This window comes from Azospirillum melinis (assembly GCF_013340935.1).
Lineage (GTDB): Bacteria > Pseudomonadota > Alphaproteobacteria > Azospirillales > Azospirillaceae > Azospirillum > Azospirillum melinis.
The window spans coordinates 41,617-65,560 of record NZ_WHOS01000038.1 but is presented as its reverse complement, the minus strand read 5'-3'; the positions used below and the strand labels follow the sequence as shown (position 1 = coordinate 65,560).

The 23,944-nt window shown below is 68.0% G+C and carries 21 protein-coding genes; 8 read left to right on the top strand and 13 right to left on the bottom strand.

All coding sequences use genetic code 11. From position 1 onward, the window contains the following. Nucleotides 1-179: 179 nt before the first annotated feature. Nucleotides 180-1,982: a translation elongation factor 4 gene (gene lepA / locus GBZ48_RS24145; protein WP_109049688.1), complete on the top strand. Its 1,803-nt coding sequence runs from the start codon at nucleotides 180-182 to the stop codon at nucleotides 1,980-1,982. Between the two features lie 160 nt (nucleotides 1,983-2,142). Continuing rightward, nucleotides 2,143-2,712 (top strand): hypothetical protein, encoded by a 570-nt coding sequence (locus tag GBZ48_RS24140; protein WP_174473346.1) that lies wholly within the window; start codon nucleotides 2,143-2,145, stop codon nucleotides 2,710-2,712. A gap of 57 nt (nucleotides 2,713-2,769) precedes the next feature. On the opposite strand, the gene GBZ48_RS24135 is transcribed toward GBZ48_RS24140, so the two are convergent. Further along, nucleotides 2,770-3,858: an asparaginase gene (locus GBZ48_RS24135; protein WP_174473345.1), complete on the bottom strand. Its 1,089-nt coding sequence runs from the start codon at nucleotides 3,856-3,858 to the stop codon at nucleotides 2,770-2,772. Between the two features lie 51 nt (nucleotides 3,859-3,909). Further along, complete coding sequence (locus GBZ48_RS24130; RefSeq protein ID WP_174473344.1) at nucleotides 3,910-4,146, bottom strand: hypothetical protein; 237 nt, start codon at nucleotides 4,144-4,146, stop codon at nucleotides 3,910-3,912. 158 nt (nucleotides 4,147-4,304) lie between these two features. Here GBZ48_RS24130 and GBZ48_RS24125 point away from each other — a divergent pair, with 158 nt between their 5' ends. The 3 genes from GBZ48_RS24125 to GBZ48_RS24115 all read left to right on the top strand — a co-directional run bounded on the left by GBZ48_RS24125 (nucleotide 4,305) and on the right by GBZ48_RS24115 (nucleotide 8,052). Beyond that, nucleotides 4,305-5,252: a LysR substrate-binding domain-containing protein gene (locus tag GBZ48_RS24125; protein ID WP_174473343.1), complete on the top strand. Its 948-nt coding sequence runs from the start codon at nucleotides 4,305-4,307 to the stop codon at nucleotides 5,250-5,252. Beyond that, the gene (locus GBZ48_RS24120) at nucleotides 5,249-6,196 is read left to right on the top strand and encodes an SH3 domain-containing protein (RefSeq protein WP_174473342.1); all 948 of its coding nucleotides are present in this window, start codon (nucleotides 5,249-5,251) and stop codon (nucleotides 6,194-6,196) included. The genes GBZ48_RS24125 and GBZ48_RS24120 overlap by 4 nt, the downstream gene beginning before the upstream one ends. A 62-nt stretch (nucleotides 6,197-6,258) precedes the next feature. After that, entirely contained in the window at nucleotides 6,259-8,052 is a 1,794-nt protein-coding gene (locus GBZ48_RS24115; protein WP_174473341.1) for a DUF3369 domain-containing protein, read from the top strand. Between the two features lie 75 nt (nucleotides 8,053-8,127). On the opposite strand, the gene GBZ48_RS24110 is transcribed toward GBZ48_RS24115, so the two are convergent. The 5 genes from GBZ48_RS24110 to rpmI form a co-directional block, all read right to left on the bottom strand. Continuing rightward, nucleotides 8,128-8,541 (bottom strand): response regulator, encoded by a 414-nt coding sequence (locus GBZ48_RS24110; protein ID WP_174473340.1) that lies wholly within the window; start codon nucleotides 8,539-8,541, stop codon nucleotides 8,128-8,130. Nucleotides 8,542-8,914: 373 nt separating this feature from the next. Continuing rightward, entirely contained in the window at nucleotides 8,915-11,326 is a 2,412-nt protein-coding gene (pheT, locus tag GBZ48_RS24105; protein WP_174473339.1) for a phenylalanine--tRNA ligase subunit beta, read from the bottom strand. A 12-nt stretch (nucleotides 11,327-11,338) separates the two neighbouring features. Then, nucleotides 11,339-12,406: a phenylalanine--tRNA ligase subunit alpha gene (gene pheS / locus GBZ48_RS24100; protein WP_174473338.1), complete on the bottom strand. Its 1,068-nt coding sequence runs from the start codon at nucleotides 12,404-12,406 to the stop codon at nucleotides 11,339-11,341. Nucleotides 12,407-12,542: 136 nt separating this feature from the next. Next, the gene (gene rplT / locus GBZ48_RS24095; protein WP_098740681.1) at nucleotides 12,543-12,914 is read right to left on the bottom strand and encodes a 50S ribosomal protein L20; all 372 of its coding nucleotides are present in this window, start codon (nucleotides 12,912-12,914) and stop codon (nucleotides 12,543-12,545) included. Nucleotides 12,915-12,949: 35 nt separating this feature from the next. Then, entirely contained in the window at nucleotides 12,950-13,150 is a 201-nt protein-coding gene (gene rpmI, locus GBZ48_RS24090) for a 50S ribosomal protein L35 (RefSeq protein ID WP_012975158.1), read from the bottom strand. Between the two features lie 456 nt (nucleotides 13,151-13,606). On the opposite strand from rpmI, the gene GBZ48_RS24085 reads away from it, so the two are divergent. Both GBZ48_RS24085 and ubiB read left to right on the top strand, forming a co-directional pair. Beyond that, nucleotides 13,607-14,383 (top strand): class I SAM-dependent methyltransferase, encoded by a 777-nt coding sequence (locus GBZ48_RS24085; protein ID WP_174473337.1) that lies wholly within the window; start codon nucleotides 13,607-13,609, stop codon nucleotides 14,381-14,383. A gap of 6 nt (nucleotides 14,384-14,389) precedes the next feature. Next, nucleotides 14,390-15,928 (top strand): 2-polyprenylphenol 6-hydroxylase, encoded by a 1,539-nt coding sequence (gene ubiB, locus GBZ48_RS24080; protein WP_174473336.1) that lies wholly within the window; start codon nucleotides 14,390-14,392, stop codon nucleotides 15,926-15,928. Nucleotides 15,929-16,017: 89 nt separating this feature from the next. Here the strand turns inward: ubiB and GBZ48_RS24075 are convergent, their stop codons facing one another. Beyond that, nucleotides 16,018-16,944: an NAD(P)-dependent oxidoreductase gene (locus GBZ48_RS24075; protein ID WP_174473335.1), complete on the bottom strand. Its 927-nt coding sequence runs from the start codon at nucleotides 16,942-16,944 to the stop codon at nucleotides 16,018-16,020. Nucleotides 16,945-17,023: 79 nt separating this feature from the next. Between GBZ48_RS24075 and GBZ48_RS24070 the strand changes: the two genes are divergently transcribed. Next, nucleotides 17,024-17,683 carry a pseudouridine synthase gene (locus GBZ48_RS24070; RefSeq protein ID WP_174473334.1) on the top strand — a complete coding sequence of 220 codons (660 nt, stop codon included), beginning with the start codon at nucleotides 17,024-17,026 and terminating at the stop codon, nucleotides 17,681-17,683. Here the strand turns inward: GBZ48_RS24070 and GBZ48_RS24065 are convergent. From GBZ48_RS24065 to GBZ48_RS36970, 5 genes are all read right to left on the bottom strand, one after another. After that, complete coding sequence (locus GBZ48_RS24065; protein WP_174473333.1) at nucleotides 17,625-19,445, bottom strand: acyl-CoA dehydrogenase C-terminal domain-containing protein; 1,821 nt, start codon at nucleotides 19,443-19,445, stop codon at nucleotides 17,625-17,627. The two genes, GBZ48_RS24070 and GBZ48_RS24065, sit on opposite strands and share 59 nt — an antisense overlap. Nucleotides 19,446-19,482: 37 nt before the next feature. Next, nucleotides 19,483-20,409, bottom strand: a complete 927-nt coding sequence (locus GBZ48_RS24060; RefSeq protein WP_174473332.1) for an electron transfer flavoprotein subunit alpha/FixB family protein — start codon at nucleotides 20,407-20,409, stop codon at nucleotides 19,483-19,485. Between the two features lie 54 nt (nucleotides 20,410-20,463). Next, entirely contained in the window at nucleotides 20,464-21,213 is a 750-nt protein-coding gene (locus GBZ48_RS24055; RefSeq protein WP_174473331.1) for an electron transfer flavoprotein subunit beta/FixA family protein, read from the bottom strand. A gap of 136 nt (nucleotides 21,214-21,349) precedes the next feature. Then, a complete protein-coding gene (locus GBZ48_RS24050) occupies nucleotides 21,350-23,002 on the bottom strand; it encodes an acyl-CoA synthetase (RefSeq protein WP_174473330.1) in 1,653 nt (550 codons plus the stop codon). Between the two features lie 157 nt (nucleotides 23,003-23,159). After that, nucleotides 23,160-23,882, bottom strand: coding sequence for a response regulator (locus tag GBZ48_RS36970; protein ID WP_174473329.1), 723 nt, complete (start codon nucleotides 23,880-23,882; stop codon nucleotides 23,160-23,162). Between the last annotated feature and the right edge of the window lie 62 nt (nucleotides 23,883-23,944).

Here is a 23,944-nt window from a genome sequence, read left to right as displayed (position 1 = left end):
CCCCCGATGGAACACTGAACACCCCGCCGAAAACCGTTCCATCCCGTTCCACCCGCCCCACGCGCTCGCCTCTCCGCAACCGCCCGTACACGCTGCGCGCCACCCGCCGACACACCATCATTGCGCCCATCCCCCGTCCGCCCTATGTTCCCGGCAAACTCTCGCTTGTTTGGGCCCCGATGACTGACCTCTCGCACATCCGCAATTTCTCGATCATCGCCCACATCGACCATGGCAAGTCGACCCTTGCCGACCGGTTGATCCAGCAGTGCGGCGGCCTCGACGCGCGCGAGATGCGCGAGCAGGTGCTCGACAGCATGGACATCGAGCGCGAGCGCGGCATCACCATCAAGGCCCAGACCGTCCGCCTGCTCTACAAGGCGGAGGACGGCAAGCAGTACACGCTGAACCTGATGGACACCCCCGGCCACGTCGACTTCGCCTATGAGGTCAGCCGCAGCCTGGCCGCCTGCGAGGGCTCGATCCTGGTGGTCGACGCCTCCCAGGGTGTCGAGGCGCAGACGCTCGCCAACGTCTATCAGGCGATCGACAACAACCACGAGATCATCCCGGTCCTCAACAAGATCGACCTGCCCGCCGCCGAGCCGGAGCGGATCAAGCAGCAGATCGAGGACGTGATCGGGCTCGACGCGTCGGACGCGGTGGAGATCTCGGCCAAGTCCGGCCTCAACATCGGCGCGGTGCTGGAGGCGGTGGTCAAGCGGCTGCCGCCGCCCAAGGGCGATGCCGACGCGCCGCTGAAGGCGCTGCTGGTCGACAGCTGGTACGACCCCTATCTCGGCGTCGTCATCCTGGTGCGCGTCGTCGACGGCGTGCTGAAGGTGAACCAGAAGGTGCGCTTCATGGCCGCCGGCTCGGCCCATGACGTCGACCGCGTCGGCGTCTTCACCCCGAAGGCGCTGCTGACCGGCGAGCTGCGGCCGGGCGAGATGGGCTTCATCACCGCCGCGATCAAGGACATCACCCAGACCAAGGTCGGCGACACCATCACCGACGAGCGCAAGCCGGCCTCCGAGGCCCTGGCCGGCTTCAAGCCGTCGATTCCCGTGGTGTGGTGCGGCCTGTTCCCGGTCGACGCCGCCGATTTCGAGCGGCTGCGCGACAGCTTGGGCAAGCTCAAGCTGAACGACGCCAGCTTCCATTACGAGGCGGAGACGTCGGCGGCGCTGGGCTTCGGCTTCCGCTGCGGCTTCCTCGGCCTGCTGCATCTGGAGATCATCCAGGAGCGGCTGGAGCGCGAGTTCAACCTCGACCTGATCACCACCGCCCCCTCGGTGGTCTACAAGCTGACGATGACCGACGGGACGGTGCGCGACCTGCACAACCCGGCCGACATGCCCGACGTGATGCGGATCGACCACATCGACGAGCCGTGGATCAAGGCCACCATCATGCTGCCCGACGAGTATCTCGGCGGCGTCCTCCAGCTCTGCACCGAGCGGCGCGGCCAGCAGATCGAGCTGACCTATGCCGGCGCCCGCGCCATGCTGGTCTACCGCCTGCCGCTGAACGAGGTGGTGTTCGACTTCTACGACCGCCTGAAGTCGATCAGCCGCGGCTATGCCAGCTTCGACTACCAGATGGACAGCTACGAGGAAGGCGACCTCGTGAAGCTGTCGATCCTGGTGAATGCCGAGCCGGTGGACGCTCTGTCGATGATCGTCCACCGCAGCCAGTCCGAACGCCGCGGCCGCCAGCTCTGCGAACGGCTGAAGGAGCTGATCCCGCGCCAGCTGTTCAAGATCGCGGTGCAGGCCGCCATCGGCGGCAAGATCATCGCCCGCGAGAGCATCAGCGCCATGCGCAAGGACGTGACCGCCAAGTGCTATGGCGGCGACATCAGCCGCAAGCGCAAGCTGCTGGACAAGCAGAAGGAAGGCAAGAAGCGCATGCGCCAGTTCGGGCAGGTGGAAATCCCGCAGAGCGCCTTCATCGCGGCGCTCAAGATGGGCGACGAGTAAGGCAAACGGACAAGGCGGGCTCAGGCCCGCCTTTTTTGTACAACGCGGCAATTCCGTACAACCTTGCGCAACAAAACGGCCGTTCGGGTGTCATCACACCCAGGACGGTGCCGCTCCTGCGCGGCGCCTCCCCTGTTGTGGTTCAATCCGGGAGGATGACATGCGCAAGTTTCTCGCCGCCGCGGTTCCGGCCCTGATGCTGATGGCCGCCGCCGCGCCCGGCCACGCCCAGACCAGCGGGTCGGCCAGGTCCAACGCCGTCGCCAACGGCACGATGGACACCGGCGCCCGCGACGTCCAGGCCAGCCGGGACATGATCGGCAAGCGGGTGGTCCACCGCCATGGCGGCCCCGTCGCCGGCACCATCCAGAACGTCACCACCGGCGCCGACGGCCAGACCATGGTCGAACTGAAGCTGGCCAAGTCCGGCCAGACCGTCATGCTGCCCCCGGCCTCCTTCGAGCGGCGCGGCAAACAGGTCGTCGTCATGCAGGACCAGATGGAGCTTCAGCAGCTCGCCCAGTACAGCAGCCAGGCCAACACCGGCTATGGCAGCTCGACCGGCGGCGCCATGGGCGGCCAGATGGGGAGCGGTTCGATGGGCGGCTCGATGAACGGCGGCATGGGCTCCGGCTCGATGAACCAGGGCACGATGGGGAACGGCACCATGGGCAATGGCACGATGAACCGCGGCACCATGGCCCCGGCCCAGCCCGGCATGGGCCAGTAAGCCGGGCCTATAAGCCAGTGCCGGAGGCGGACGGCCCCGCCTCCGGCCGGGCGCGTCTCAGTCCCCGATCACCGTCAGTTCGCCGGCCTGCGGCACCGGCATCGTCGCCTTGACCGCCGCAACGTCCAGCCCGGCGGCGAACAGGCAGACCAGCTTGGCGTAGCTGGCTTCCGGCGTCATGTCATAGGCGCCGACCGCACCCACGGCGCCGAGGCCCGTCGCATAGGCGCCGGGCAGCACCGCGCCGCGCTGCACCTGGGTGTTGTCCATCAGCACGACCCCGGCCTTCACCGCCGCCGAAAGCGTGTCGAGGAAGTCCGGATCGGTCGAGCCGTTGCCCTCGCCGTAGGCCAGCACGATCGCCCCCTTCGCCGCCGGGCTGGTGCCGGTCAGCATCGCCGACACCGTGCTGGCGCGGATGCCGGGATAGAGCCACAGCATGACGACGGAGAAGGCCGCCAGCGCCGCCGGCAGGGCGTCCAGTGCCGTCATCCGCTTGGCCCGGTTGTCCGGCCCGGCCAGCGAGACGCCCGTGTCCGGCATCGCCAGCCAGTGCGGCTCGTTGCGGGCGACCACGCTGCCGATGGTGGCGAGCGGCGGGAAGTTGGGGGAATCGAAGCCGGCGAAGCGGTTGGCGTCGACCTTTGACGACCGGTTGCCGCGCAGCAGCCTGGTGTCGAAATAGACGCAGACCTCCGGCACCGGCAGGGTGCCGGCCGCCACGATGGCGCCGACCAGATTGGCCGGCGCATCGCTCAGCGTGAAGGACAGCGGCACCTGCGATCCGCTGAACACCACCGGCTTCGACAGGCCGGGCAGCAGGAAGGACAGGGCCGACGCGCTGTAGGCCATGCTGTCGGTGCCGTGCAGCACGACGAAGCCGTCATACTGGTCATAGACCGACAGCAGCCGCCGGGCGATGGCGACCCAGTCCGTCGGCGTCATGTTGGCACTGTCGAGCGTGCGGTCGAACCAGTCCATGGTCCAGCCCAGGTCCGGATAATCCTTCACCCGGTGGTCCGACAGGCCGGGCACCGACAGGGCCAGCTTTTCGAACTCCATGCCCGGCACCGGCGCCAGCGCCCCGTTGGGATTGGTCACGCACCCGATGGTGCCCCCGGTGTACAGCACATAGACCCGCCCCATCGCCCACTCCTGCCGGCATAGTTATCGGCGGCAGGATAGGCTGCGGCCCGCCTACTTCTCAAGACGCTGGCGTCCCGGAGGTGTCGGCGGCGTCCGGAGCGGCGACCTCACCGACGACGGCGCGTGCTCCGCTGTCAGGCGATAACCCAACGCGGGCACGGCCGACGGCAGCGGATTGTAGGCGAGGCGGAAGCGCCGCGGCTCCGGCACCGCCGGGGCGGGGATGGCGGGCGGCTCCATGCGGGCGGCACCGAGAACCGTGCCGGTCCAGGCGGCGAACAGCGACATGATCGGAAACTCCAAAGGGGTCGGAGGCCGACAATGGGGGGTGTGCCAATCCCTTGGAAACGAATAGGCATTATGGTGTCATCACGATTCGTAATGACCGCGCCGTTGCGGACGGCCCGGCGCTCTGCTTGAATGAGCGGCAACTTCCGGTTCCAGACATGCCCGCCAATCTCGACACCGACCTGCTGCGTGCCTTCGTCGCCGTGGCCGACAGCGCCAGCTTCACCCGCGCCGGCGAAAGGCTGGGCCGCACCCAGGCGGCGGTCAGCCAGCAGGTGCGCCGGCTGGAGGACACGGTGGGCAAGCGCGTGTTCGAACGCGACACCCACGGCGTGCGCATGACCCGCGACGGCGAGGTGCTGCTGGCCTATGCCCGGCGCATGCTGACCCTGAACGACGAGGTGCTGGCGCTGATGCACCGCAGCCCGACGGTGGCGAGCGTGCGCATCGGCACGCCCGACGATTACGCAACCATGCTGCTGCCGGAGATCCTGGCCCGCTTCAATGCCGCCTATCCCGATGTGATGGTCGAGGTCGTCTGCGACAACAGCCCCGATCTGGTGGCGGAGATCGAAAAGGGCCGCTACGACTTGGCCCTGATCACCCGCAAGGCCGGCGAGACCGGCGGCGAGCTGGTGCGGCAGGAGCCGGTGTCCTGGGTCGCCCCGCCACTCGACCCCGCGTCGCCGCTGCCGGGGGGCTATCGTCCGGTGGAAAGCCTGGACCCGTTGCCGCTGGCGCTGTTTCCCAAGGGCTGCGTCGTGCGCGACATCGCCGTCGCCGCCCTGGACGGGATGGGGCGCGACTGGCGCGTCGCCTTCACCAGCAAGAGCGTCGTCGCCGTCCATGGCGCGGTGATGGGCGGGCTGGGGGTGACGGCGATGGAGGCCTGCACCGTCCCGCCCAGCCTGCGCCGCATCGGTGTGGCCGAGGGCTTTCCCGACCTGCCGGACGTCGACATCGCCCTGCACCGCGCCCGCGGCACGGCGCCGAAGCCGGTGCGGCTGCTGGCCGACGCAATCCACGACCTTGTCGGCCGCCAGTTGCTGGGCCGCCGAAAGCCGCCCCCTGCCTCACAGGTCTCCGCCAAGGAAGCCGCCCAATGATCGCCGTGCCGACCCGTTGCCTCCTTCCGGCCCTCGCCCTTGTCCTCGCCTGTGCCGGCACTGTTGCAGCAACCCCGCCGGCATGGGCGCAGAGCCCCGTCGCCATCGGCGCCCCGCTGACCGGCGAGGTGGTGCTGAACCGCGACATCGAGGTGCGGATCGGCCCCAGCGAGGATGCGCGCATCGTCATGACGCTGAAACAGGGCAAGGCGCTCAACGCGCTCGGCACGCCGCGCGGCACCTATTGGACCGAGATCGCCATCGGCGGCCAGCCCATCGGCTATGTCCCCGCCGATTCGCTGGACCCGGCGCTGATGGTCACCGGCCGGCCGGCAATCGGCGGCGAAGGGCCGCGGCCGTCCAGGCCCGCCGCCAACCAGCCGGCGGACGCCCCTCCCCCCCACCGCAGCGCCGCGGTCGTCCCGCGCGCGGCCTGGGACAAGGCGGCGCAGACCCCGGCGGAGGGCTATGTCGTCGCCGCCGGCCCGATTTCCGCGACCGAGATCCTGGCCAACCGCAAGCGGCGCAGCTTCACCCTGCGCAAGGGCGACGTGGTGGCGCTGATCGGTGCCGCCGATGGCGAGGCGACGCTGGCGCTGCCCGCCGGCACCCGCGCCCTGGCCCCGGTCCAGGGGCTGGTCGGGGTGGCCGCGCCCTATCCCTTGCCGGGGATGCCGCCGGTCGAGCCGGGCATGCTCTACGGCATCAAGCTCGGCGAATATGTCAGCTACGCCGAAGGCTTGCGCGCCTGGAAGGAGTTCACCGCCGGACCGGGCAGCGCCTATCGTGACCTGCCTGCGATGGTCTGGCCGGTGTTCCGCAAGGGCCGGCTGCTCTACGAGGTCGGGGTCGCCCCTTTCACGCGCTTGCAGGTCGACACCGCCTGCGGCACGTTGGCACAACGCGCGCTCGATTGTACGGTGATCGAGTTGGATACGTTTTGATGAGCGACCGCCACGCGGGCCGGCCAAGCCCGTCCTCATGACCCTTTCGCGATTGAAGAGCCATGACCGACGCCGATCCGACCGGACCTGAGGACGCCCCCCGCACCGATCCGGCAACCGGGCCGGCCCCCGAGTCGGCGGACGAGGATCTGGTCTTCCTCGACGATGCCGCCCCGGAAGACGCCCCCGGAGACGGCCCGGCCGCCGAAGAGCCGCCCGGCAGCCGCTGGACCATGCTGATCGTTGATGACGAGCCGGAGGTCCATGCGATCACCAAGCTCGTCCTGTCCGACTTCGCCTTCAAGGGCCGCAAGGCCCGCTTCCTGTCCGCCCATTCGGCGGCGGAGGCCCGGCGGATCCTGGCACGGGAGAGCGACATCGCGCTGATCCTGCTCGACGTGGTGATGGAGACGGAGGATGCCGGCCTGCGGCTGGTCCACCACATCCGCGAAGAGCTGCAGAACCGCAACGTGCGCATCATCCTGCGCACCGGCCAGCCGGGACAGGCGCCGGAACGGGCAGTGATCCTCGATTACGACATCAACGACTACAAGGCGAAGACCCAGCTGACCGCCCAGCAGCTGTTCACCACCACGGTCGCGGCGCTCCGCTCCTACGAGGACATCGTGGCGATCGACGCCAACCGCCGCGGCCTGGAGAAGATCATCGAGGCGTCGTCGTCGCTGTTCCGCGCCCGCTCGATGAAACTGTTCGCGGCCGGCGTGCTGACCCAGCTGTCGGGCCTGCTGGGGGTGGGGCCGGACGCCATCCTGTGCGTGCAGCGCGGCGGTGCCGGAACCCCGGGTAGCAGCAACCCGGCGGTCGAGGCAGCAACCGGCAACGGCCTTTATGTGCTGGCCGGATCGGGCCGGTTCGAAGCACTGATCAACGAACCCGCCGCCGGCCATGTCGATCCGGCGGTGCTGGCCGCTGTGACCGCCTGCCTGGAAAAGCGGGCACATGTCTTTGCCGGCGACCATTGCACGCTCTACATCCGCACGCCGAACGACCGGGAAACGGTTGTCTACCTGCGCTCCAACCGGCCGCTGTCGGAGTTGGACCGCAAGCTGATCGAGGTGTTCTGCGGCAAGATTTCCGTCGGTTTCGACAATCTGCACCATTACGAGCAGCTCTACCGCGCCCAGCAGGGCACGCTCGCGGCGCTGGCCGATCTGGCCGAGCGCGGCCGCGGCGCGCTGATCCCCGACGGGCCTGCCAAGGATGGGGCCGCCTGCACTGAAATGGGCGCGGATGCGGCAGAGGACGGGGCGGAGGGAGACCGATTCTGCCGGTTGCTGCGCATCGCTGCAATCACCGAACGGATCGCCCGCCGCCTGCATGCCGACGGTCTCTTCGCCGACACGCTGGACGAATCGACGCTGGAGATCATCGGCCTCGCGGCCATTCTGCACGACATCGGCAATGCCGCGGTGAACCCGGCGATCCTGTCGAAGCCCGGCCCGCTCGATGCGGCGGAGCGCAGCGCCATGCAGGCCCATACGGTGGCCGGCGCCAGCCTGCTGAACCAGGCGAGCCATCTGGCCGACGGCCCGACCCATCTTCATCTGGGGGCGGCGGTGGCACGCTGGCACCATGAGAATTGGGATGGGACCGGCTATCCCGACGGCCGCACCGGGGCGGCGATCCCGCTGTGCGCCCGCATCGTCGCGGTTGCCGACGCCTATGACGCCATGACGCGTGACCGGCCCTATCGTCCGGCGCTGGGCCGCGATCGCGCCGTGGATGAAATCCGCCGGCTGGCCGGTCTGCGGTTCGACCCGGCGGTGGTCGATGCCTTCCTCGCCGTGCTGCCGGAGATCGACCTGCCCCGTTCCGCAGCAGGACCGGTCGCCTGACAGGCCGGTTGCAGCAACCTCACCTTCACTCAGAACAAATCGGCCCTGCAGGCCGCCACACCACCGGCCGCCGCCCTACCGGCTGCACAATGCTTCGACCGCCTCGCGCAGCGGCCCGACCTGAACCGGCTTCAGCAGCAGCTCGCAGCCCATGAGCTGGGCCTCGTCGCGGCGTTCGGGCGTGCTGTCGCCGGTCAGGATGATGGCCGGGACCTGCTGCCCGGTTTCGGTGCGGACACGCTCCACCACCTCGCGTCCGGTGCGGCCGGCCGGCAGGTAATGATCGGCGATGATCAGGTTCGGCACCCGGCCCAACCCACCGAGCTGTGCCTCCAGCGCGGCGGCGCTGAGCGCCTTGACCACCTCGTACCCCCAGCCGTCCAACAGGATCGCCAGCCCCTCGACGATCGAGCGGTCGTCGTCCACCACCAGGATGAGTGGCCTGCCGGACTCCGGTTTGGTTGCCTGACCGTCCGCTGGATCAACCATAGACTTCCCCCGCTTCGTCGCTTGCAATGTGATGGGCATTCGACTTGCCAAGGCAATGCACGCATCGCCTGTGCCGTAATCGTGACATCGAACACATCGTGGGTCCACCGGGGGCAAACAATCCTGACCCCCAATCTTCCCATAGATCAACGTCCTGGCGTCAAACATTGAATTGCAACAAACAGCCCCAGGGTTTTCCCTTAGCGAATGCACTCGAGATTCATCAATCAGCAATTCATCATATGATTGCGCCGTGGGCTATCGTGAAGGAGCCTTTCGTGAATCCTTCAGGTAGGACAAACGAAAAGAGCCCCCGCCGAAGCGGAGGCCCTGTCTCTTACATAACGGTAATTTCAACCCCTGAGGGCTTTTCTTAAGCGCGAAGATTTCCTCCGGTCGCCTTGACCACCGCCGCAACGATTTTCTGGCCGACGGCTTCGATCGCCTCGTCAGTCAGGGTTGCGGTGGTCGGCTGGTAGGTGACCGACACGGCGACCGACTTGCAACCTTCACCCACTCCCGGCCCTTCATAGACGTCGAAGACTGCGACATCTTTGACCAGCGCCTTGTCGGCGCCCTTGACGGCACGGAGGATCTTGTCGGCCTCCACCTTGCGGTCGACGACGAAGGCGAAATCGCGCTCCACCGGCTGGAAGGCGGAGAGCTGGACCATAGGCTTGGCGGTGCCGCCCTTCTTCTTGGGCAGCGGCACGGCGTCCAGCATCACCTCGAAGCCGACGACCGGCCCCTTGACGCCCAGCGCTTCAAGCACCGACGGATGAATCTCGCCGAAGCGGGCCATCACGGTGGGGCCGAGTCGCAGCACGCCGGAGCGGCCGGGATGGTACCAGCCCGGCGCATCGGTGGTGACCTGCAGGTTGCCGGCCGGGGCGCCGACCGCCTCCAGCACCGCCAGCGCATCGGCCTTGGCATCGAACACATCGACACCGCGGGCCTTCTCCGCCCAATGGCGCGGCACCGCCGCACCGGCGCGGATGCCGGCGGCGACCGTATCCTGGCCGTCCGGCGCCGGGGTGCGGAAGGCCGCTCCGACCTCGAACAGGCGCACGTCGGCATAGCCGCGGTCGGCATTGCGACCGGCGGCCTGGATCAGGTTGGGCAGGACCGACGGACGCATGACGTCGAGATCGCTGCTGATCGGATTGACCAGCCGCAGGCCCGGCTGTCCGCCGCCGAACAGCCCGGCGACCGGGCCGGACAGGAAGGACCAGGTCACCGCCTCCGACAGGCCGCGGGCGGCCAGCGTACGCTTTGCCAGCGCAACCCGACGCTGCTTCAGCGTCAGGGCCGGGCGGGTCAGCACCGTCTCGCGCGGCAGCGGCGTCGCCGGGATGGCGTCGAAGCCATGGACGCGCAGAACCTCCTCGACCAGATCGGCCTCGCCATGGACATCGGCGCGCCAGGACGGAACGCCGACGACCAAGCGGCCCTCGGCATCCTCACTCTCGATGGTGAAGCCCAGATCGCTCAGGATCTGAACCTGACGCTCGCGCGGCAGATCGACGCCGCCCAGCGCGGCGACGCGGCCCGGACGCAGGGTCAGGCTGCGCTTCCAGGCCGGCTCGGCCCCGGCGACCACCAGTTCCGACGGCTCGCCGCCGCACAGCTCCAGGATCAGACGGGTGGCGCGTTCCATGCCGGCGAAGACGGCAGCCGGATCGACGCCGCGCTCGAAGCGGTAGCGCGCATCCGAATCGATGCCCAGCCGGCGGCCGGTCTGCGCCGTACGCACCGGATCGAACAGCGCGGCCTCGACGAAGACGTTGACGGTCTGTTCGGTGCAGCCGGTCGGCTCGCCGCCGACGATGCCGGCCAGAGCCTCCGCCCGCTCGTCGTCGGCCACCACGGTCATGCTGCCGTCCAGCGCATATTCCTTGCCGTTCAGCGCCGCCAGGGTCTCGCCCTCGCGGCCCATGCGGACGGTGATGTTGCCCTTCACCGTGTCGGCGTCGAAGACGTGCAGCGGACGGGCGGCGTCGAAGGTCAGGTAGTTGGTGATGTCGACCAGCGCCGAGATCGGGCGCAGGCCGATGGACACCAGCTTGTCCTGCAGCCACTTCGGCGACGGGCCGTTCTTCACGCCGCGGATGTAGCGGCCGACGAACAGCGGGCAGGCATCGGGCACCTCGATGCTGACGCCGATCGGGCTGGCGAAGGCCCCCGCGACCGGCGTGGCGTCCAGATGCCCCTCGGTCAGCGGCTTCAGCGTGCCCATGCCGGCGGCGGCGAGGTCGCGGGCGATGCCGCGGATCCCGGCGCAGTCGGCGCGGTCGGGCGTCAGGTTGATGTCGATGACCGGATCGTTCAGCCCGGCATAGTCGGCGAAGCCGGCGCCGACGGGCGCGTCGTCCGGCAGCTCGATGATGCCCTCATGCTCGTCCGACAGCTTCAGCTCGCGCTTGGAGCACATCATGCCGTTCGACTCGACGCCGCGGATGACGCCCTTCTTCAGCGTGATGTCGGAACCGGGGACATAGGTCCCCTCCGGCGCGAAGACGCCCTTCATGCCGGCGCGCGCATTCGGGGCGCCGCAGACGACCTGCAGGGTGCCGGCGCCGGTATCGACCATCAGCACGCGCAGCTTGTCGGCGTCCGGATGCTTTTCGGCCGAGACGACATGGGCGACGCGGAAGGGCGCCAGCTCCTTCGACCGGTCATGGACGCCTTCCACCTCGAGGCCGAGGGCGGTCAGCTTCTCCGTGATCTGGTCGAGCGAGGCGTCGGTCTCCAGATGGTCCTTCAGCCAGGACAGCGTGAACTTCATGGGTCCGGCTCCTTAGCGCGTCAGGCCGTGGGCGATGTTGGGAATGTCGAGGGCGGCGAAGCCGTAATGCTTCAGCCAGCGCAGGTCGGCTTCGAAAAAGGTGCGCAGGTCGGGGATGCCGTATTTCAGCATCGCAACGCGCTCCACCCCCATGCCGAAGGCGAAGCCCTGATATTTGGTGCTGTCGATACCGCAGGCTTCCAGCACGTTCGGGTGGACCATGCCGCAGCCGAGGATTTCCAGCCAGTCGCCGTAATTGCCCAGCTTCAGCTCGCCGCCCTTGCGGGAGCAGCCGATATCGACCTCCGCCGACGGTTCGGTGAAGGGGAAGAAGCTGGGGCGGAAGCGCAGCGGCAGGTCGTCCACGTCGAAGAAGGCGCGGCAGAACTCCACGAGGCAGCCCTTCAGGTGCCCCATGTTGGTCGCCTCGTCGATGACCAGCCCCTCGATCTGGTGGAACATCGGGGTGTGGGTCATGTCGTAGTCGGAGCGGTAGGTGCGCCCCGGCGCGATGATGCGGATCGGCGGCTTGTTGTTCAGCATGGTGCGGACCTGCACCGGGCTGGTGTGGGTGCGCAGCAGCATCTTCTTATCGTCCGAGTCCGGCAGATAGAAGGTGTCGTGCATGTCGCGCGCCGGGTGGCCGGGCGGGAAGTTCAGGGCGGTGAAGTTGTGGAAATCGTCCTCGATGTCCGGCCCTTCGGCGACCGAGAAGCCCATCTCGGCGAAGATGGCGATCATCTCGTCCATCGTCTGGCTGATCGGGTGGATGCGCCCCTCGGTCTCCGGGCGGACCGGCAGGGTGACGTCGACCCGCTCGGCCTCCAGCCGCGCCTTCAGATGGGCGGCGGCGAGGTCGGCCTTGCGCACGTCGATGGCGGCGGCGATCTCGTCCTTCAGCGCGTTCAGCGCCTGACCGCGCTCCTTGCGCTCGTCGGGGGTGAGGTTCCCCAGCTCCTTCATGAAGCCGGTGATGCGCCCCTTCTTGCCGAGCGCGGAGACCCGCACCTCGTCCAGCGCCGAGAGGTCGGCGGCGGCGTTGACCTGCGACAGAAGTTCGTCTTTCAGCGCGTCGAGCATGGCGGTTCCCGGCAAGCGTGGGGAAGAAAACGGTGCAAAAAGAAAAAGGGAGCCGGCCCAGCGGCCCGGCTCCCTTCTCTTACAACTGACGCCGTGACGGCAAGCGTTCCCTTGAGTTCGGGAAACGCGAGGCGCGTTACGCGGCGGCCTTGGAGGCGAGCGCGGCCTGGGCCTGGTCCACCAAGGTCTTAAAGGCCTCCGGCTCGCGCGCGGCCAGATCGGACAGGACCTTGCGGTCGATCTCGATGCCGGCCAGCTTGATGCCGTTGATGAAGCGCGAGTAGGTCAGGCCGTACTGACGGACGCCGGCGTTGATGCGCTGGATCCACAGGCCGCGAAAATCGCGCTTCTTATTGCGGCGGTCGCGGTAGGCATAACGAAGCGCCTTCTCGACCTTCTCGACCGCAATGCGGAAATTCTTGGAGTTGCGACCCCGGTAGCCCTTGGCGAGCTTCAGGATCTTGCGGTGACGGGCGTGCGTCGTGACGCCGCGCTTAACACGAGCCATGGTTCAGTCCTTCCGAAATTCTAGATGTGCCGAGATCAGGCGTTGCGCAGCCAGTTCTTCAGCACCGTGCGGGCGTTGGAGTCGCACAGGGTCATCATGCCGCGCGCGTTGCGCTTCATGTTCGGGGACTTCTGTTCCAGGCAGTGGCGCTTGTAGGCGGCCTGAGCGCGGACCTTACCCGTGGCGGTCACCTTGAAGCGCTTCTTGGCGCCGCTCTTCGTCTTCAGCTTGGGCATTTTCGTTTCCTGGGTGGAAATGAGGCGGAATTCCAACGGACGGGTGGGCATGCCCTGAGCCTTCCGGCCCAGCCTCGCCGCCCGTGGAAGGCTGCGCTTATACGCGCGGGAAGGGCGCGATGCAAGAGGGATGTGGCGGGGCAAGGATCCGGAAGCGCACGGTTTCCCGACTCCTCTCCCCACCGCAAAGCACCTCGTGTTAGGATTTTACGCCCAGTCATTTGCGATGGAGCGGCAGATGGAACATCAGCGGAAAAGTGTTTCACGCCGTTCCATCCTTCCCCATAGCACCGATATGTTGCCAACCCGCACCCATTGGAACAGACTGGAAAAACTGTTCCAAGCTGTTCCATCTTCCGACCGACGCCCCCTCCGCCCTACGCCATTCGCCGCAGCGCCTTCCGCATTGCACGCCCCCGCTGGCGCATGGCCCCTGCCCGCGCTATCTTCCCGGCCATGAGCGACCGCATCCCCGATCCGCAAAAGCCCGCGTCCGGTGCCGAAGGCAACTGGTTCGGCTTCACCCCCGTCGATCCGTCCGCCAAGTCCGGGCTGGTCCGCGCCGTCTTCGACAGCGTGGCGACCAACTACGACCTGATGAACGACCTGATGTCGGGCGGCATCCATCGGCTGTGGAAGGACACGCTGATGGAGATGGTGGCGCCCAAGCCGGACATGACCCTGCTCGACGTGGCGGGCGGCACCGGCGACATCGCCTTCCGCTTCCTCAAGAAGGGCGGCGGGGCCGCGGTGGTATGCGACATCACCGAGGCGATGGTGCGGGTCGGCCGCGACCGCGCCATCGACCGCAACATTCTGTCCGGCGTGCAATGGACGGTCGGCGACGCGGAAAAGCTGCCCATCGCCCCGCGCTCGGTCGACGCCTACACCATCGCCTTCGGCCTGCGCAACGTCACCCGCATCGACGAGGCGATCAAGGAGGCCCACCGGGTCCTGAAGCCCGGCGGCAAGTTCTACTGCCTGGAATTCAGCCACGTCGTGCTGCCGGTTCTGCGCGAGCTGTACGACGTCTATTCCTTCCAGGTGCTGCCCTTCATGGGCCGCGTGGTGGCGAAGGACGAGGCGAGCTACCGTTATCTCGCCGAGAGCATCCGCCGCTTCCCGCAGCAGGCCGATCTGGCGAAAAGGATCGAAGCCGCCGGCTTCGGTGCGGTGCGGGTGCGCAACCTCTCTGGCGGGATCGCCGCCATCCATTCCGGCTGGCGGATTTAATCTCCCGTGTTCCGCATCCTGCGCAACCTGATCCGGATGGCCGTGATCGGCCGGACGGTCGCCCGTCACGATGCCCTGCCCACCAGCCTGCTCGGCACCGCCCCCGGCCTGCTCTGGCTGTGGCGCCGGGTCGCCCGCAAGGGGGTACCCGGCCGCGAGGGCGAGCGGCTCGCCCGCGCGCTGGCCGAACTCGGCCCCACCTACATCAAGCTGGGCCAGCTGCTGTCCACCCGCTCCGATCTGGTCGGCGAGCGGATGGCAGTCGATCTGGCCGAGCTGCAGGACAAGCTGCCGCCCTTCCCCGGCCATCAGGCCCGCGCCATCGTCGAGGCGGAGTTCGGCCAGCCGGTCCAGGCGCTGTTCCAGAGCTTCGACGACAAGCCGGTCGCCGCCGCCTCCATCGCGCAGGTCCATTTCGCCGTCACCGCCGATGGGCAGGAGGTGGCGGTCAAGGTGCTGCGTCCGGGCATCGAGCAGGCCTTCGAGCGCGACATCGACCTGTTCTACCGGCTGGCGGCGCTCGCCCAATGGGTCCTGCCCAGGCTGAAGCGGCTGCGTCTGACCGAAATCGTCGACACCTTCGCCCGCACCTCGCGGCTGGAGATGGACCTGCGGATGGAGGCGGCCGCCGCGTCGGAGCTGGCGTCGAACTTCAAGGACGACGTCACCTTCAACGTGCCGAAGGTCGATTGGGAGCGCACCGGCGGCCGGGTGCTGACGCTGGAGCGCATCCGCGGCTTCAAGGTGGACGAGCCGGCCCGCATCTCCGCCGCCGGTTTCGACCGCGACGAAATCCTGGCGATGGCCTCGGCCAGCTTCTTCAATCAGGTCTTCCGCGACGGCTTCTTCCACGCCGACCTGCATCCCGGCAACCTGTTCATCAATGAACAGGGCACCATCACCGCCGTCGATTTCGGCATCATGGGCCGGCTGGACCGCGAGACGCGCTATTACCTCGCCGACATGCTGATCGGCTTCCTGACCGGCGACTACCGCCGCGTCGCCGTCGTGCATTTCGAGGCCGGCTACGTGCCGCGCCACCAGTCCATCGAGATCTTCACCCAGGCCTGTCGCGCCATCGGCGAGCCGTTGCAGAACAAGCCGCTGGCCGACATCTCGGTCGGCCGGCTGCTGGCCCAGCTGTTCGCCGTCACCGAACAGTTCGAGATGGAAACCCAGCCGCAGCTGCTCCTTCTGCAAAAGAGCATGCTGACGGCGGAGGGTGTCGGCCGGCTGCTCAACCCCAACATCAACATGTGGGAGCTGGCCCGGCCGCTGATCGAGGAGTGGATGCGCGAGAACCGCGGGCCGGAGGCACAGTTCATCAACGATGCCGGCGCCATCCTGAGCACCGTCCGCCGCATCCCCGCCCTGGTCAGCGAGGCGGAGCGGGTGACCCGCGATATCTCGGAAGGCGGCGTGCGCCTGCACCCGCAGACCGTCCGCCAGATGCTGAACGGCTGGGAAACCCGCCGCCGCTCGGACCGCGCCGCCCTGTGGGTGATCGCGGCCCTGCTAGCGGTGATCGCCGTTCAGATGCTGTAAGGGCCGCGACTGCGGCCCCGCAGGCACATGCCTCTCGGAGGCAAGCGGCCGGACGGCCGCGCCCGCCGATTGAGGGCAGAGAATAACTCTCAGTATCCCCGGCTGCGGTCCACCAGATTGGGTATCGGTCGGCCTTCACGCAGGGCGGTCACCGCGGTGGCCACCTGCCCGGCGCACAGCGACGGGTGGGTGACCCCGGCGACATGGGGGGTGATGCGGACCCGTGGGTGACGCCAGAGCGGATGGTCCGCCGGCAGCGGCTCCGTCGCGAAGACGTCCAGACTGGCACCGCGCAGGTGCCCGCTTTCCAACGCATCCAGCAGGTCCGACTCGACCAGATGGCCGCCGCGCGCGGCGTTGACGATCACCGCCCCCTTGGGCAGCGCGGCGAACAGGTCGGCATTCATGATGCCGCGGGTTTCCTCGGTCAGCGGCAACAAACAGACCAGCACATCGCACTGCGGCAGCATCGCCGCCAGCCCATCGGCGCCGGCGAAGCTCTCCACCCCCTCGATGCTCTTGGGGCTGCGGCTCCAGCCTATCAGCCGGTATTCCAGGGTCCGCAGCGTGCGGGCCGACGCCGCTCCCAGTTCGCCCATCCCCAGGATGCCGACGGTCACCTCGGAGGCCGGACGATGGTCCAGCTGCTCCCACCGCGCTTCGGCCTGGAGAGCAGCGTACCGGTCCATCAGCCGGTGCCAATACAGAACCTGGAAGACGACGTAGCCGGCCATATCGGCCGTCAGCCCGTCCGCCACCATGCGCACCAGCGGCACGTCCGGCAGGGTCGGGTCCTGCAGGATCGGCTCCACCCCGGCACCGAGCGACACGATCAGCTTTAGGTTGGGCAGGCTCGCCAGCATGCCGGCCGGCGGCTTCCACACCACGGCGACCTCGATGTCGGCGACGTCGCCGGTCTCGGGCCAGACGCGCATCTCCAGCCCGGGAAGATGGCGGGCGATTTCCCGGCGCCAATCCTCGGCGCTGTCGCTGGCGGAGCAGAACAGAAGCGTCACGGCCGAACCCCTGCTATCTAGATCAGTGTTGGGGTGCGAACGATAGCGCCTTTCCCGAACTCCGCAAGGAAGCAAGCCAGTGCCGCGCCTGATCCTGCTGAACAAGCCCTATGGCGTGCTGCCGCAATTCACCGACGACCAGGGCCGCCCGACCCTGGCGGAACTGGTTCCGGTGAAGGGTGTCTATGCCGCCGGCCGGCTCGACCGCGACAGCGAGGGTTTGCTGGCGCTGAGCGACGACGGTCCTCTGATCGCCCGCATCGCCTCGCCGGCTAACAAGATGCCGAAGACCTACTGGGTGCAGGTGGAAGGCGTGCCGACCGACGAGGCGCTGGAGGCGCTGCGCCGCGGCGTGACGCTGAAGGACGGTTCCACCCTGCCGGCCGAGGCGCGGCGGATGGACGAGCCGGAGTCGCTGTGGCCGCGCGATCCGCCGGTGCGCTACCGCGCCGCCATCCCCACCAGCTGGATTGCGCTCACCATCCGCGAGGGGCGCAACCGGCAGGTCCGCCGCATGACCGCGGCGGTCGGTTTCCCCACCCTGCGGCTGATCCGCTGGGCCATCGGCGACTGGACGCTGGATGGGCTGGCGCCGGGGCAGTGGCGGGAGGTCCCCCAACCGCCCGCGACACCCGGCAAAGGGCCAAAGGCCCCGGCACCAACCGGCAAGCGCGGCCCTGTCAAGCCGCGCCGAACAGTTGCTCCTCGCTCAGCGCCATCACGCTCGCGGAGCCGTTGACGACGGTCGCCCGCAGCGCCGCCGCCTTCGGCAGGACGTGGGTGGCGTAGAAGCGGGCGGTCAGCGGCTTGGCCGACAGGAAGGCGGTGTCGGCATCGCCCTCCGCCAGCCGCTCCGCCGCCACCTTGGCGGCGCGGGCCAATTGCCAGCCGCCGGCGACCACGCCCATCAGCTCCAGCAGCGTCACCGATGCGGCGGCCGGCAGGCGCGGATCCTGCTTCGCCGCCGCCAGCACCCAGGCAATCGCCTGCCTGGCCTCATGCACCGCGGCGGTCAGCTCCGCCCCGGTGACGCGCAAGGCTTCGTCGGCATGACCGGACAGTTCGCCGCCCAGCGCCGCGATCTCGTCCAGCAACCCATTGGCCGTCGCCCCGCCGTCGCGCAGGAGCTTGCGGTTGATCAGGTCATTGGCCTGGATGGCGGTCGTGCCCTCATAGATCGTGGTGATGCGCGCATCGCGCTGATGCTGGGCGGCGCCGGTTTCCTCGATGAAGCCCATGCCGCCATGGACCTGAACCCCGTCCGACGCCAGCTGCTGGCCGGTCTCGGTGCACCAGCCCTTGGCGATGGGGGTCAGCAGATCGACCAGCAGGGCGGCGCGGCCGCGGGTGGCCTCGTCGGCATGGTGGTGCGCCACGTCCACCGCGGCGGCGGCGGTGTAGAGGATCCCGCGCATCGCCTCGATCCGCGCCTTCATGCCCATCAGCAGACGGCGGACGTCGGGATGGTTGACGATGCCCTTCGACTGCCCCTCGCTCCAGCCCAGCGGCTTGCCCTGCACGCGGTCGCGGGCATAGGCCAGCGCCTGCTGGTAGGCACGCTCGGCAATCGACAGGCCCTGCATGGCGACGTTCAGCCGGGCATGGTTCATCATGGTGAACATGTATTCCAGGCCGCGGTTCGGCTCGCCCACCAGGAAGCCGGTCGCCCCGCCCTCGTCACCGAAGGACAGCACGGCGGTCGGGCTGCCGTGGATGCCCAGCTTGTGCTCCAGCGACACGCACTTGACCTGATTGCGGCCACCCAGGCTGCCGTCCGGATTGACCAGGAACTTCGGCACGACAAACAGGCTGATGCCCTTCACGCCCGGAGGCGCATCGGGCAGGCGGGCCAGCACCAGATGGACGATGTTCTCCGTCAGGTCATGGTCGCCATAGGTGATGAAGATCTTCTGCCCGGTGACGAGGTAATGGTCGCCGTTCGGCACCGCGCGCGACCGCGTGGCGGCAAGGTCGCTTCCCGCCTGCGGTTCGGTGATGTTCATGGTGCCGGTCCACTCGCCCGAGATCATCCGGGGCAAATAGAGGTCCTTCAGCGCATCCGAGCCATAGAGCTGAACCGCGTTCACCGCCCCCTGCGTCAGCATCGGGCAGAGCGCGAAGGCCATGTTGGCGGAATGCCACATCTCCTGCACCGCGGTGTTCAGCAGGTTGGGCAAACCCATGCCGCCACGCGCCGGATCGAAGGGCAGCCCGTTCCAGCCGCCTTCCACCAGCGCCTGCCACGCCGTCCCCCAGCCCTCCGCCGTACGGGCGACGCCGTCGCCGCCGAGCTTGGCCCCCTGGACGTCGCCGATGCGGTTCAGCGGCGCCAGGACATTTTCGGCAATCTTCGCCGCCTCGCCCAGGATGCTGTCCACCATGTCGGGGCTGGCATCCTCGAAGCCGGGCAGAGCCGCCACCTCGGCCATGCCGGCGAGGTGGTCGAGGACGAAGCGGATCTCTTTCAGCGGCGGGGTGTAGGGGATCGCGGCGGCGGTCATGGAGGACCTCTTCGGGTAACGGAGGGAATGAATGAAATCAGATGGCCTGCTGCAACTCCGGCAGGGCCTTGAACAGGTCGGCAACGAGGCCGTAATCGGCGACCTGGAAGATCGGCGCCTCCTCGTCCTTGTTGATGGCGACGATGACCTTGCTGTCCTTCATGCCGGCCAGATGCTGGATGGCGCCGGAGATGCCGACGGCGACATAGAGGTCCGGCGCCACGATCTTGCCGGTCTGCCCGACCTGATAGTCGTTCGGCACGAAGCCGGCATCGACGGCAGCACGGCTAGCTCCGACCGCGGCCCCCAGCTTGTCGGCGATCCCCTCCAGCAGGTGGAAGTTGTCGCCGGACTGCATGCCGCGCCCGCCGGAGATGACGATGCGGGCGGACGTCAACTCCGGACGCTCTGACTTCGACAGTTCGGCCGATATGAAGCCCGACAGGGCGGGATCGGCGACGGCGGCGATGCTCTCGACCGTGGCGCTGCCGGTGGCAGGTGCTGCCTCGAACGCGGTGGTACGGACGGTGATCACCTTCACCGGGTCGGTCGACTGCACGGTGGCGACGGCGTTGCCGGCATAGATCGGACGCTCGAACGTATCGGCGGCGACCACGGCGGTGATGTCGGAGATCATCGCCACGTCGAGCAGGGCGGCCACGCGTGGCAGCACGTTCTTGCCGGCCGAGGTGGCGGCGGCCAGGACATGGCTGTAGCCGGAGGCGAGCGACACCAGCAGGGCCGCGACCGGCTCGGCCAGGGCGTGTTCATAGGCGGCATCGTCGGCGAGCAGCACCTTGGCGACACCGGCCAGCTTGGCGGCCTGCTCCGCGGCCGGGGCGGCGTTGCGGCCGGCGACCAGGATGTGGACATCGCCCCCGAGTTTGGTGGCGGCGGTCACCGCATGGGCGGTGGCGGGCTTCAGGCTGGCGTTGTCGTGGTCGGCAAGGATCAGGATGGGCATGGGGCGGTTCCTCTGTCGGGCGGGATGCGGAGAGTGCTGGCACGGGGCCGGCGCTCAGATCACCCGCGCCTCGGTCTTCAGCTTGTCCACCAGCGTGGCGACGTCCGGCACCTTGATGCCGGCTTGGCGCTTGGCCGGCTCGGCGACCTTCACCGTCTTCAGGCGCGGCGTGACGTCGACGCCCAGGCTGTCCGGCGTGACGGTCTCCAGCGGCTTCTTCTTCGCCTTCATGATGTTGGGCAGCGAGGCATAGCGCGGCTCGTTCAGGCGCAGGTCGGCGGTCACCACCGCCGGCAGCTTCAACGACACGACCTCAAGTCCGCCGTCGATCTCGCGGGTGACCGCGACGGCATCGCCCGCCGGGGCGACCTTCGAAGCGAAGGTGCCCTGGCCCCAGCCGAGCAGGGCGGCGAGCATCTGGCCGGTCTGGTTGCAGTCGTCGTCGATGGCCTGCTTGCCGAGGATGACGAGGCCGGGGGCCTCCTTCCCGACCAGTGCCTTCAGCACCTTGGCGACGGCCAGCGGTTCGGTCGTCACGTCGGTCTGCACCAGGATGGCGCGGTCGGCGCCCATGGCGAGTGCCGTGCGCAGCGTCTCCTGGGCCTGGGTCGGGCCGACGGAAACCACCACGATCTCGGTCGCCGTGCCGGCTTCCTTGAGACGAACCGCTTCCTCGACGGCGATCTCGTCGAAGGGGTTCATCGAGAACTTCACGTTCGACGTCTCGACCCCGGACTGATCGGTCTTCACCCGGATCTTGACGTTGTAGTCGACGACGCGCTTCACGGCGCAGAGGATCTTCATGGCGCGGGTCCCTTTGGAAATGGGCGGCGTGCAGGCATGGGAGGGCGATGCCCCCTCCCTCCCCGCTGGACAGGGGACGGAGTGGGGCGCTTCGGCCGATGTGTGGAGGAGAGGTCAGAAGGAGGGCAAGAGCCCCTTACAGCCCCTCGGTCTGCTTGCGCAGAACGTATTTCTGGATCTTGCCGGTGGAGGTCTTCGGCAGCGGGCCGAACACCACCGTACGCGGGCACTTGAAGTGGGCCATGTGCGACCGGCAGAAGGCGATGATGTCGGCCTCGGTCGCGGTGGCGCCGTCCTTCAGGGTGACGAAGGCGCAGGGCGTCTCGCCCCACTTCTCGTCATGGCGGGCGACGACGGCAGCCTCCAGCACCTCGGGATGCTTGTAGAGAACGTCCTCCACCTCGATGGACGAGATGTTCTCGCCACCGGAGATGATGATGTCCTTCGAGCGGTCCTTGATCTCGACATAGCCGTCCTCATGCCAGACGGCGAGGTCGCCGGTGTGGAACCAGCCACCGGCGAAGGCTTCTTCGGTCGCCTTGGGGTTCTTCAGATAGCCCTTCATGACATTGTTGCCGCGCATCATGATCTCGCCCATCGTGCGGCCGTCCTTGGGCACCGGCTCCAGCGTGAAGGGATCGGCGACGACCACTGCTTCCAGCATCGGGCCGCGCACGCCCTGGCGCGCCTTGATCGCCGCCTTCTCGTCCAGCGACAGGCTGTCCCAGCGGTCATGCCAGACGCAGACCACGGTCGGGCCGTAGCATTCGGTCAGGCCGTAGACATGGGTGACTTCCCAGCCCATGCGCTCCATCCCGGCGATGACGGCGGCGGGCGGGGCAGCGCCGGCGACCATCACCTTGACCTTCTGCTCGATGCCCTGCTTCAGCTCGGCCGGGGCATTGTTCAGCATATTGAGGACAATGGGCGCGCCGCAGAAGTTGGTCACCCGCTCTTCGCGGATCAGCTTGAGAACGGCGTCGGGGCGGACCTGACGCAGGCAGACGGCGGTGCCGGCGGTGACCGCGATGGTCCAGGGGAAGCACCAGCCGTTGCAGTGGAACATCGGCAGCGTCCACAGATACACGGGCGCATCGCCCATGTTCCAGGACAGCGCATTCGACACCGCGTTCAGGTAAGCACCGCGATGGTGATAGACGACGCCCTTCGGGTTGCCCGTGGTACCGGAGGTGTAGTTCAGCGCGATGGCCTGCCATTCGTCGGCCGGCAGGGTCCAGGAATGCTCTGCACCGACATCGCTGATGAAGGACTCGTAATCGCGATCGCCGATCAGTTCGCCGCCGGTGTAGGTCGGATCGTCGATGTCCACCACCGGGATCGGCGCGTCGAGCAGGGCCAGCGCCTTCTTGGCGACGCCGGAGAACTCGCGGTCAACGATCAGGATCTTCGCCTCGCCGTGCTTCAGGATGAAGGCGATGGCTTCGGCGTCCAGGCGGGTGTTGACCGCGTTCAGCACGGCACCAGCCAGCGGTACGCCGAAATGGGCCTCGAACAGTTCCGGCGTGTTGGCGGCCAGCATGGCGACGGTGTCGCCGGTGCCGATGCCCAGATTGGCCAGCGCCGCGGCCAGACGGCGCACGCGGACGAAGGTCTCGGCCCAGGTCCGGCGCACCGTGCCATGGACGACGGCCAGCCGGTCGGGCCACACGGCGGCGGCACGCTCCAGGAAGGTCAGCGGCGTCAGGGCGACGAAGTTGGCGGCATTGCGGCCGAGATCGCGCTCGTACGGATTGACGCGGACATCGGCTGCGGCGGCAGTTTCACTCATCGGACCGTTCTCCCCAGGGGTTCTTTGTTGCGCGCCGACATTGGGCGCGGCGGTGTTGGAAACAGCCTGTACCAGATCAGCTTTGCGCAACTTTCTCAGGATTATGACCAATTGTTATTGAGGTTGTTGCGGCGCGAACGCAGGGGTGGCGCCACTTTCAGCGCAACCAGCTCACGTCGCCGGCGAACAGGTAGCCGGCGCCATAGACCGTCTTGATCAGCCGCGGCGCGCGGGGATCCTCCTCGATCTTCTTGCGGATGCGCGAGATGCGGACATCGATGCTGCGGTCGTAGGGAAAATCGTCGCGATCCTGATCCGGGCCCTGGAGATGCTCGCGCGACAGCACGCGCTTGGGCGCCTTCAGCAGCATCAGCAGGAGCGAAGCCTCCGCCGCCGTCAGGCTTTCCTGCCGGCCGTCGTCGGCGGTCAGCGTCAGGTTGCCGAGATCGAACACCCAGGGACCGAAGCGCGCCCGCGCCGTATCCGCTGCGGCAGTCGCTCCGGCCAGCTGTTCGCGGCGGCGGATGGCGCTGTTGACGCGAGCGACCAGTTCCCGCGGCTCGAACGGCTTCACAATGTAATCGTCGGCGCCAAGCTCCAGCCCCAGCACCCGGTCGGAGGTGCCGCCGCGCCCGGACAGGATGATGACGCCGAAACGCACATCCTCCCACAGCTCGCGCACCAGGGTCAGCCCGTCCATGTCCGGCAGGCCGAGATCGACCAGACAGAGGTCGGGGGCCTGACGCTGGATCGCCGTCCGCGCCTCCCGCCCGTTGGCCCAGCCGGTCACCTCATAGCCGTAGCTCTCCAGCACCTCCGTCACCAGCCGCCGGATGTCGGCCTCGTCCTCGATCACATAGATGCGCTTCTTCTGTCCCACGCGCGTTTCCCCTCGGCACTCGTCGCCCTGCTTTTTCCAGGTGCGTTCTATTGGGTGCGTTC

What these genes read in the sequence shown, in the direction of transcription:
- lepA (WP_109049688.1), top strand. Translation starts at nt 180, where the DNA reads ATGACTGACCTCTCGCACATCCGCAATTTCTCGATCATCGCCCACATC.
- GBZ48_RS24140 (WP_174473346.1), top strand. Translation starts at nt 2,143, where the DNA reads ATGCGCAAGTTTCTCGCCGCCGCGGTTCCGGCCCTGATGCTGATGGCC.
- GBZ48_RS24135 (WP_174473345.1), bottom strand. Translation starts at nt 3,858, where the DNA reads ATGGGGCGGGTCTATGTGCTGTACACCGGGGGCACCATCGGGTGCGTG.
- GBZ48_RS24130 (WP_174473344.1), bottom strand. Translation starts at nt 4,146, where the DNA reads ATGTCGCTGTTCGCCGCCTGGACCGGCACGGTTCTCGGTGCCGCCCGC.
- GBZ48_RS24125 (WP_174473343.1), top strand. Translation starts at nt 4,305, where the DNA reads ATGCCCGCCAATCTCGACACCGACCTGCTGCGTGCCTTCGTCGCCGTG.
- GBZ48_RS24120 (WP_174473342.1), top strand. Translation starts at nt 5,249, where the DNA reads ATGATCGCCGTGCCGACCCGTTGCCTCCTTCCGGCCCTCGCCCTTGTC.
- GBZ48_RS24115 (WP_174473341.1), top strand. Translation starts at nt 6,259, where the DNA reads ATGACCGACGCCGATCCGACCGGACCTGAGGACGCCCCCCGCACCGAT.
- GBZ48_RS24110 (WP_174473340.1), bottom strand. Translation starts at nt 8,541, where the DNA reads ATGGTTGATCCAGCGGACGGTCAGGCAACCAAACCGGAGTCCGGCAGG.
- pheT (WP_174473339.1), bottom strand. Translation starts at nt 11,326, where the DNA reads ATGAAGTTCACGCTGTCCTGGCTGAAGGACCATCTGGAGACCGACGCC.
- pheS (WP_174473338.1), bottom strand. Translation starts at nt 12,406, where the DNA reads ATGCTCGACGCGCTGAAAGACGAACTTCTGTCGCAGGTCAACGCCGCC.
- rplT (WP_098740681.1), bottom strand. Translation starts at nt 12,914, where the DNA reads ATGGCTCGTGTTAAGCGCGGCGTCACGACGCACGCCCGTCACCGCAAG.
- rpmI (WP_012975158.1), bottom strand. Translation starts at nt 13,150, where the DNA reads ATGCCCAAGCTGAAGACGAAGAGCGGCGCCAAGAAGCGCTTCAAGGTG.
- GBZ48_RS24085 (WP_174473337.1), top strand. Translation starts at nt 13,607, where the DNA reads ATGAGCGACCGCATCCCCGATCCGCAAAAGCCCGCGTCCGGTGCCGAA.
- GBZ48_RS24065 (WP_174473333.1), bottom strand. Translation starts at nt 19,445, where the DNA reads ATGACCGCCGCCGCGATCCCCTACACCCCGCCGCTGAAAGAGATCCGC.
- GBZ48_RS24060 (WP_174473332.1), bottom strand. Translation starts at nt 20,409, where the DNA reads ATGCCCATCCTGATCCTTGCCGACCACGACAACGCCAGCCTGAAGCCC.
- GBZ48_RS24055 (WP_174473331.1), bottom strand. Translation starts at nt 21,213, where the DNA reads ATGAAGATCCTCTGCGCCGTGAAGCGCGTCGTCGACTACAACGTCAAG.
- GBZ48_RS24050 (WP_174473330.1), bottom strand. Translation starts at nt 23,002, where the DNA reads ATGAGTGAAACTGCCGCCGCAGCCGATGTCCGCGTCAATCCGTACGAG.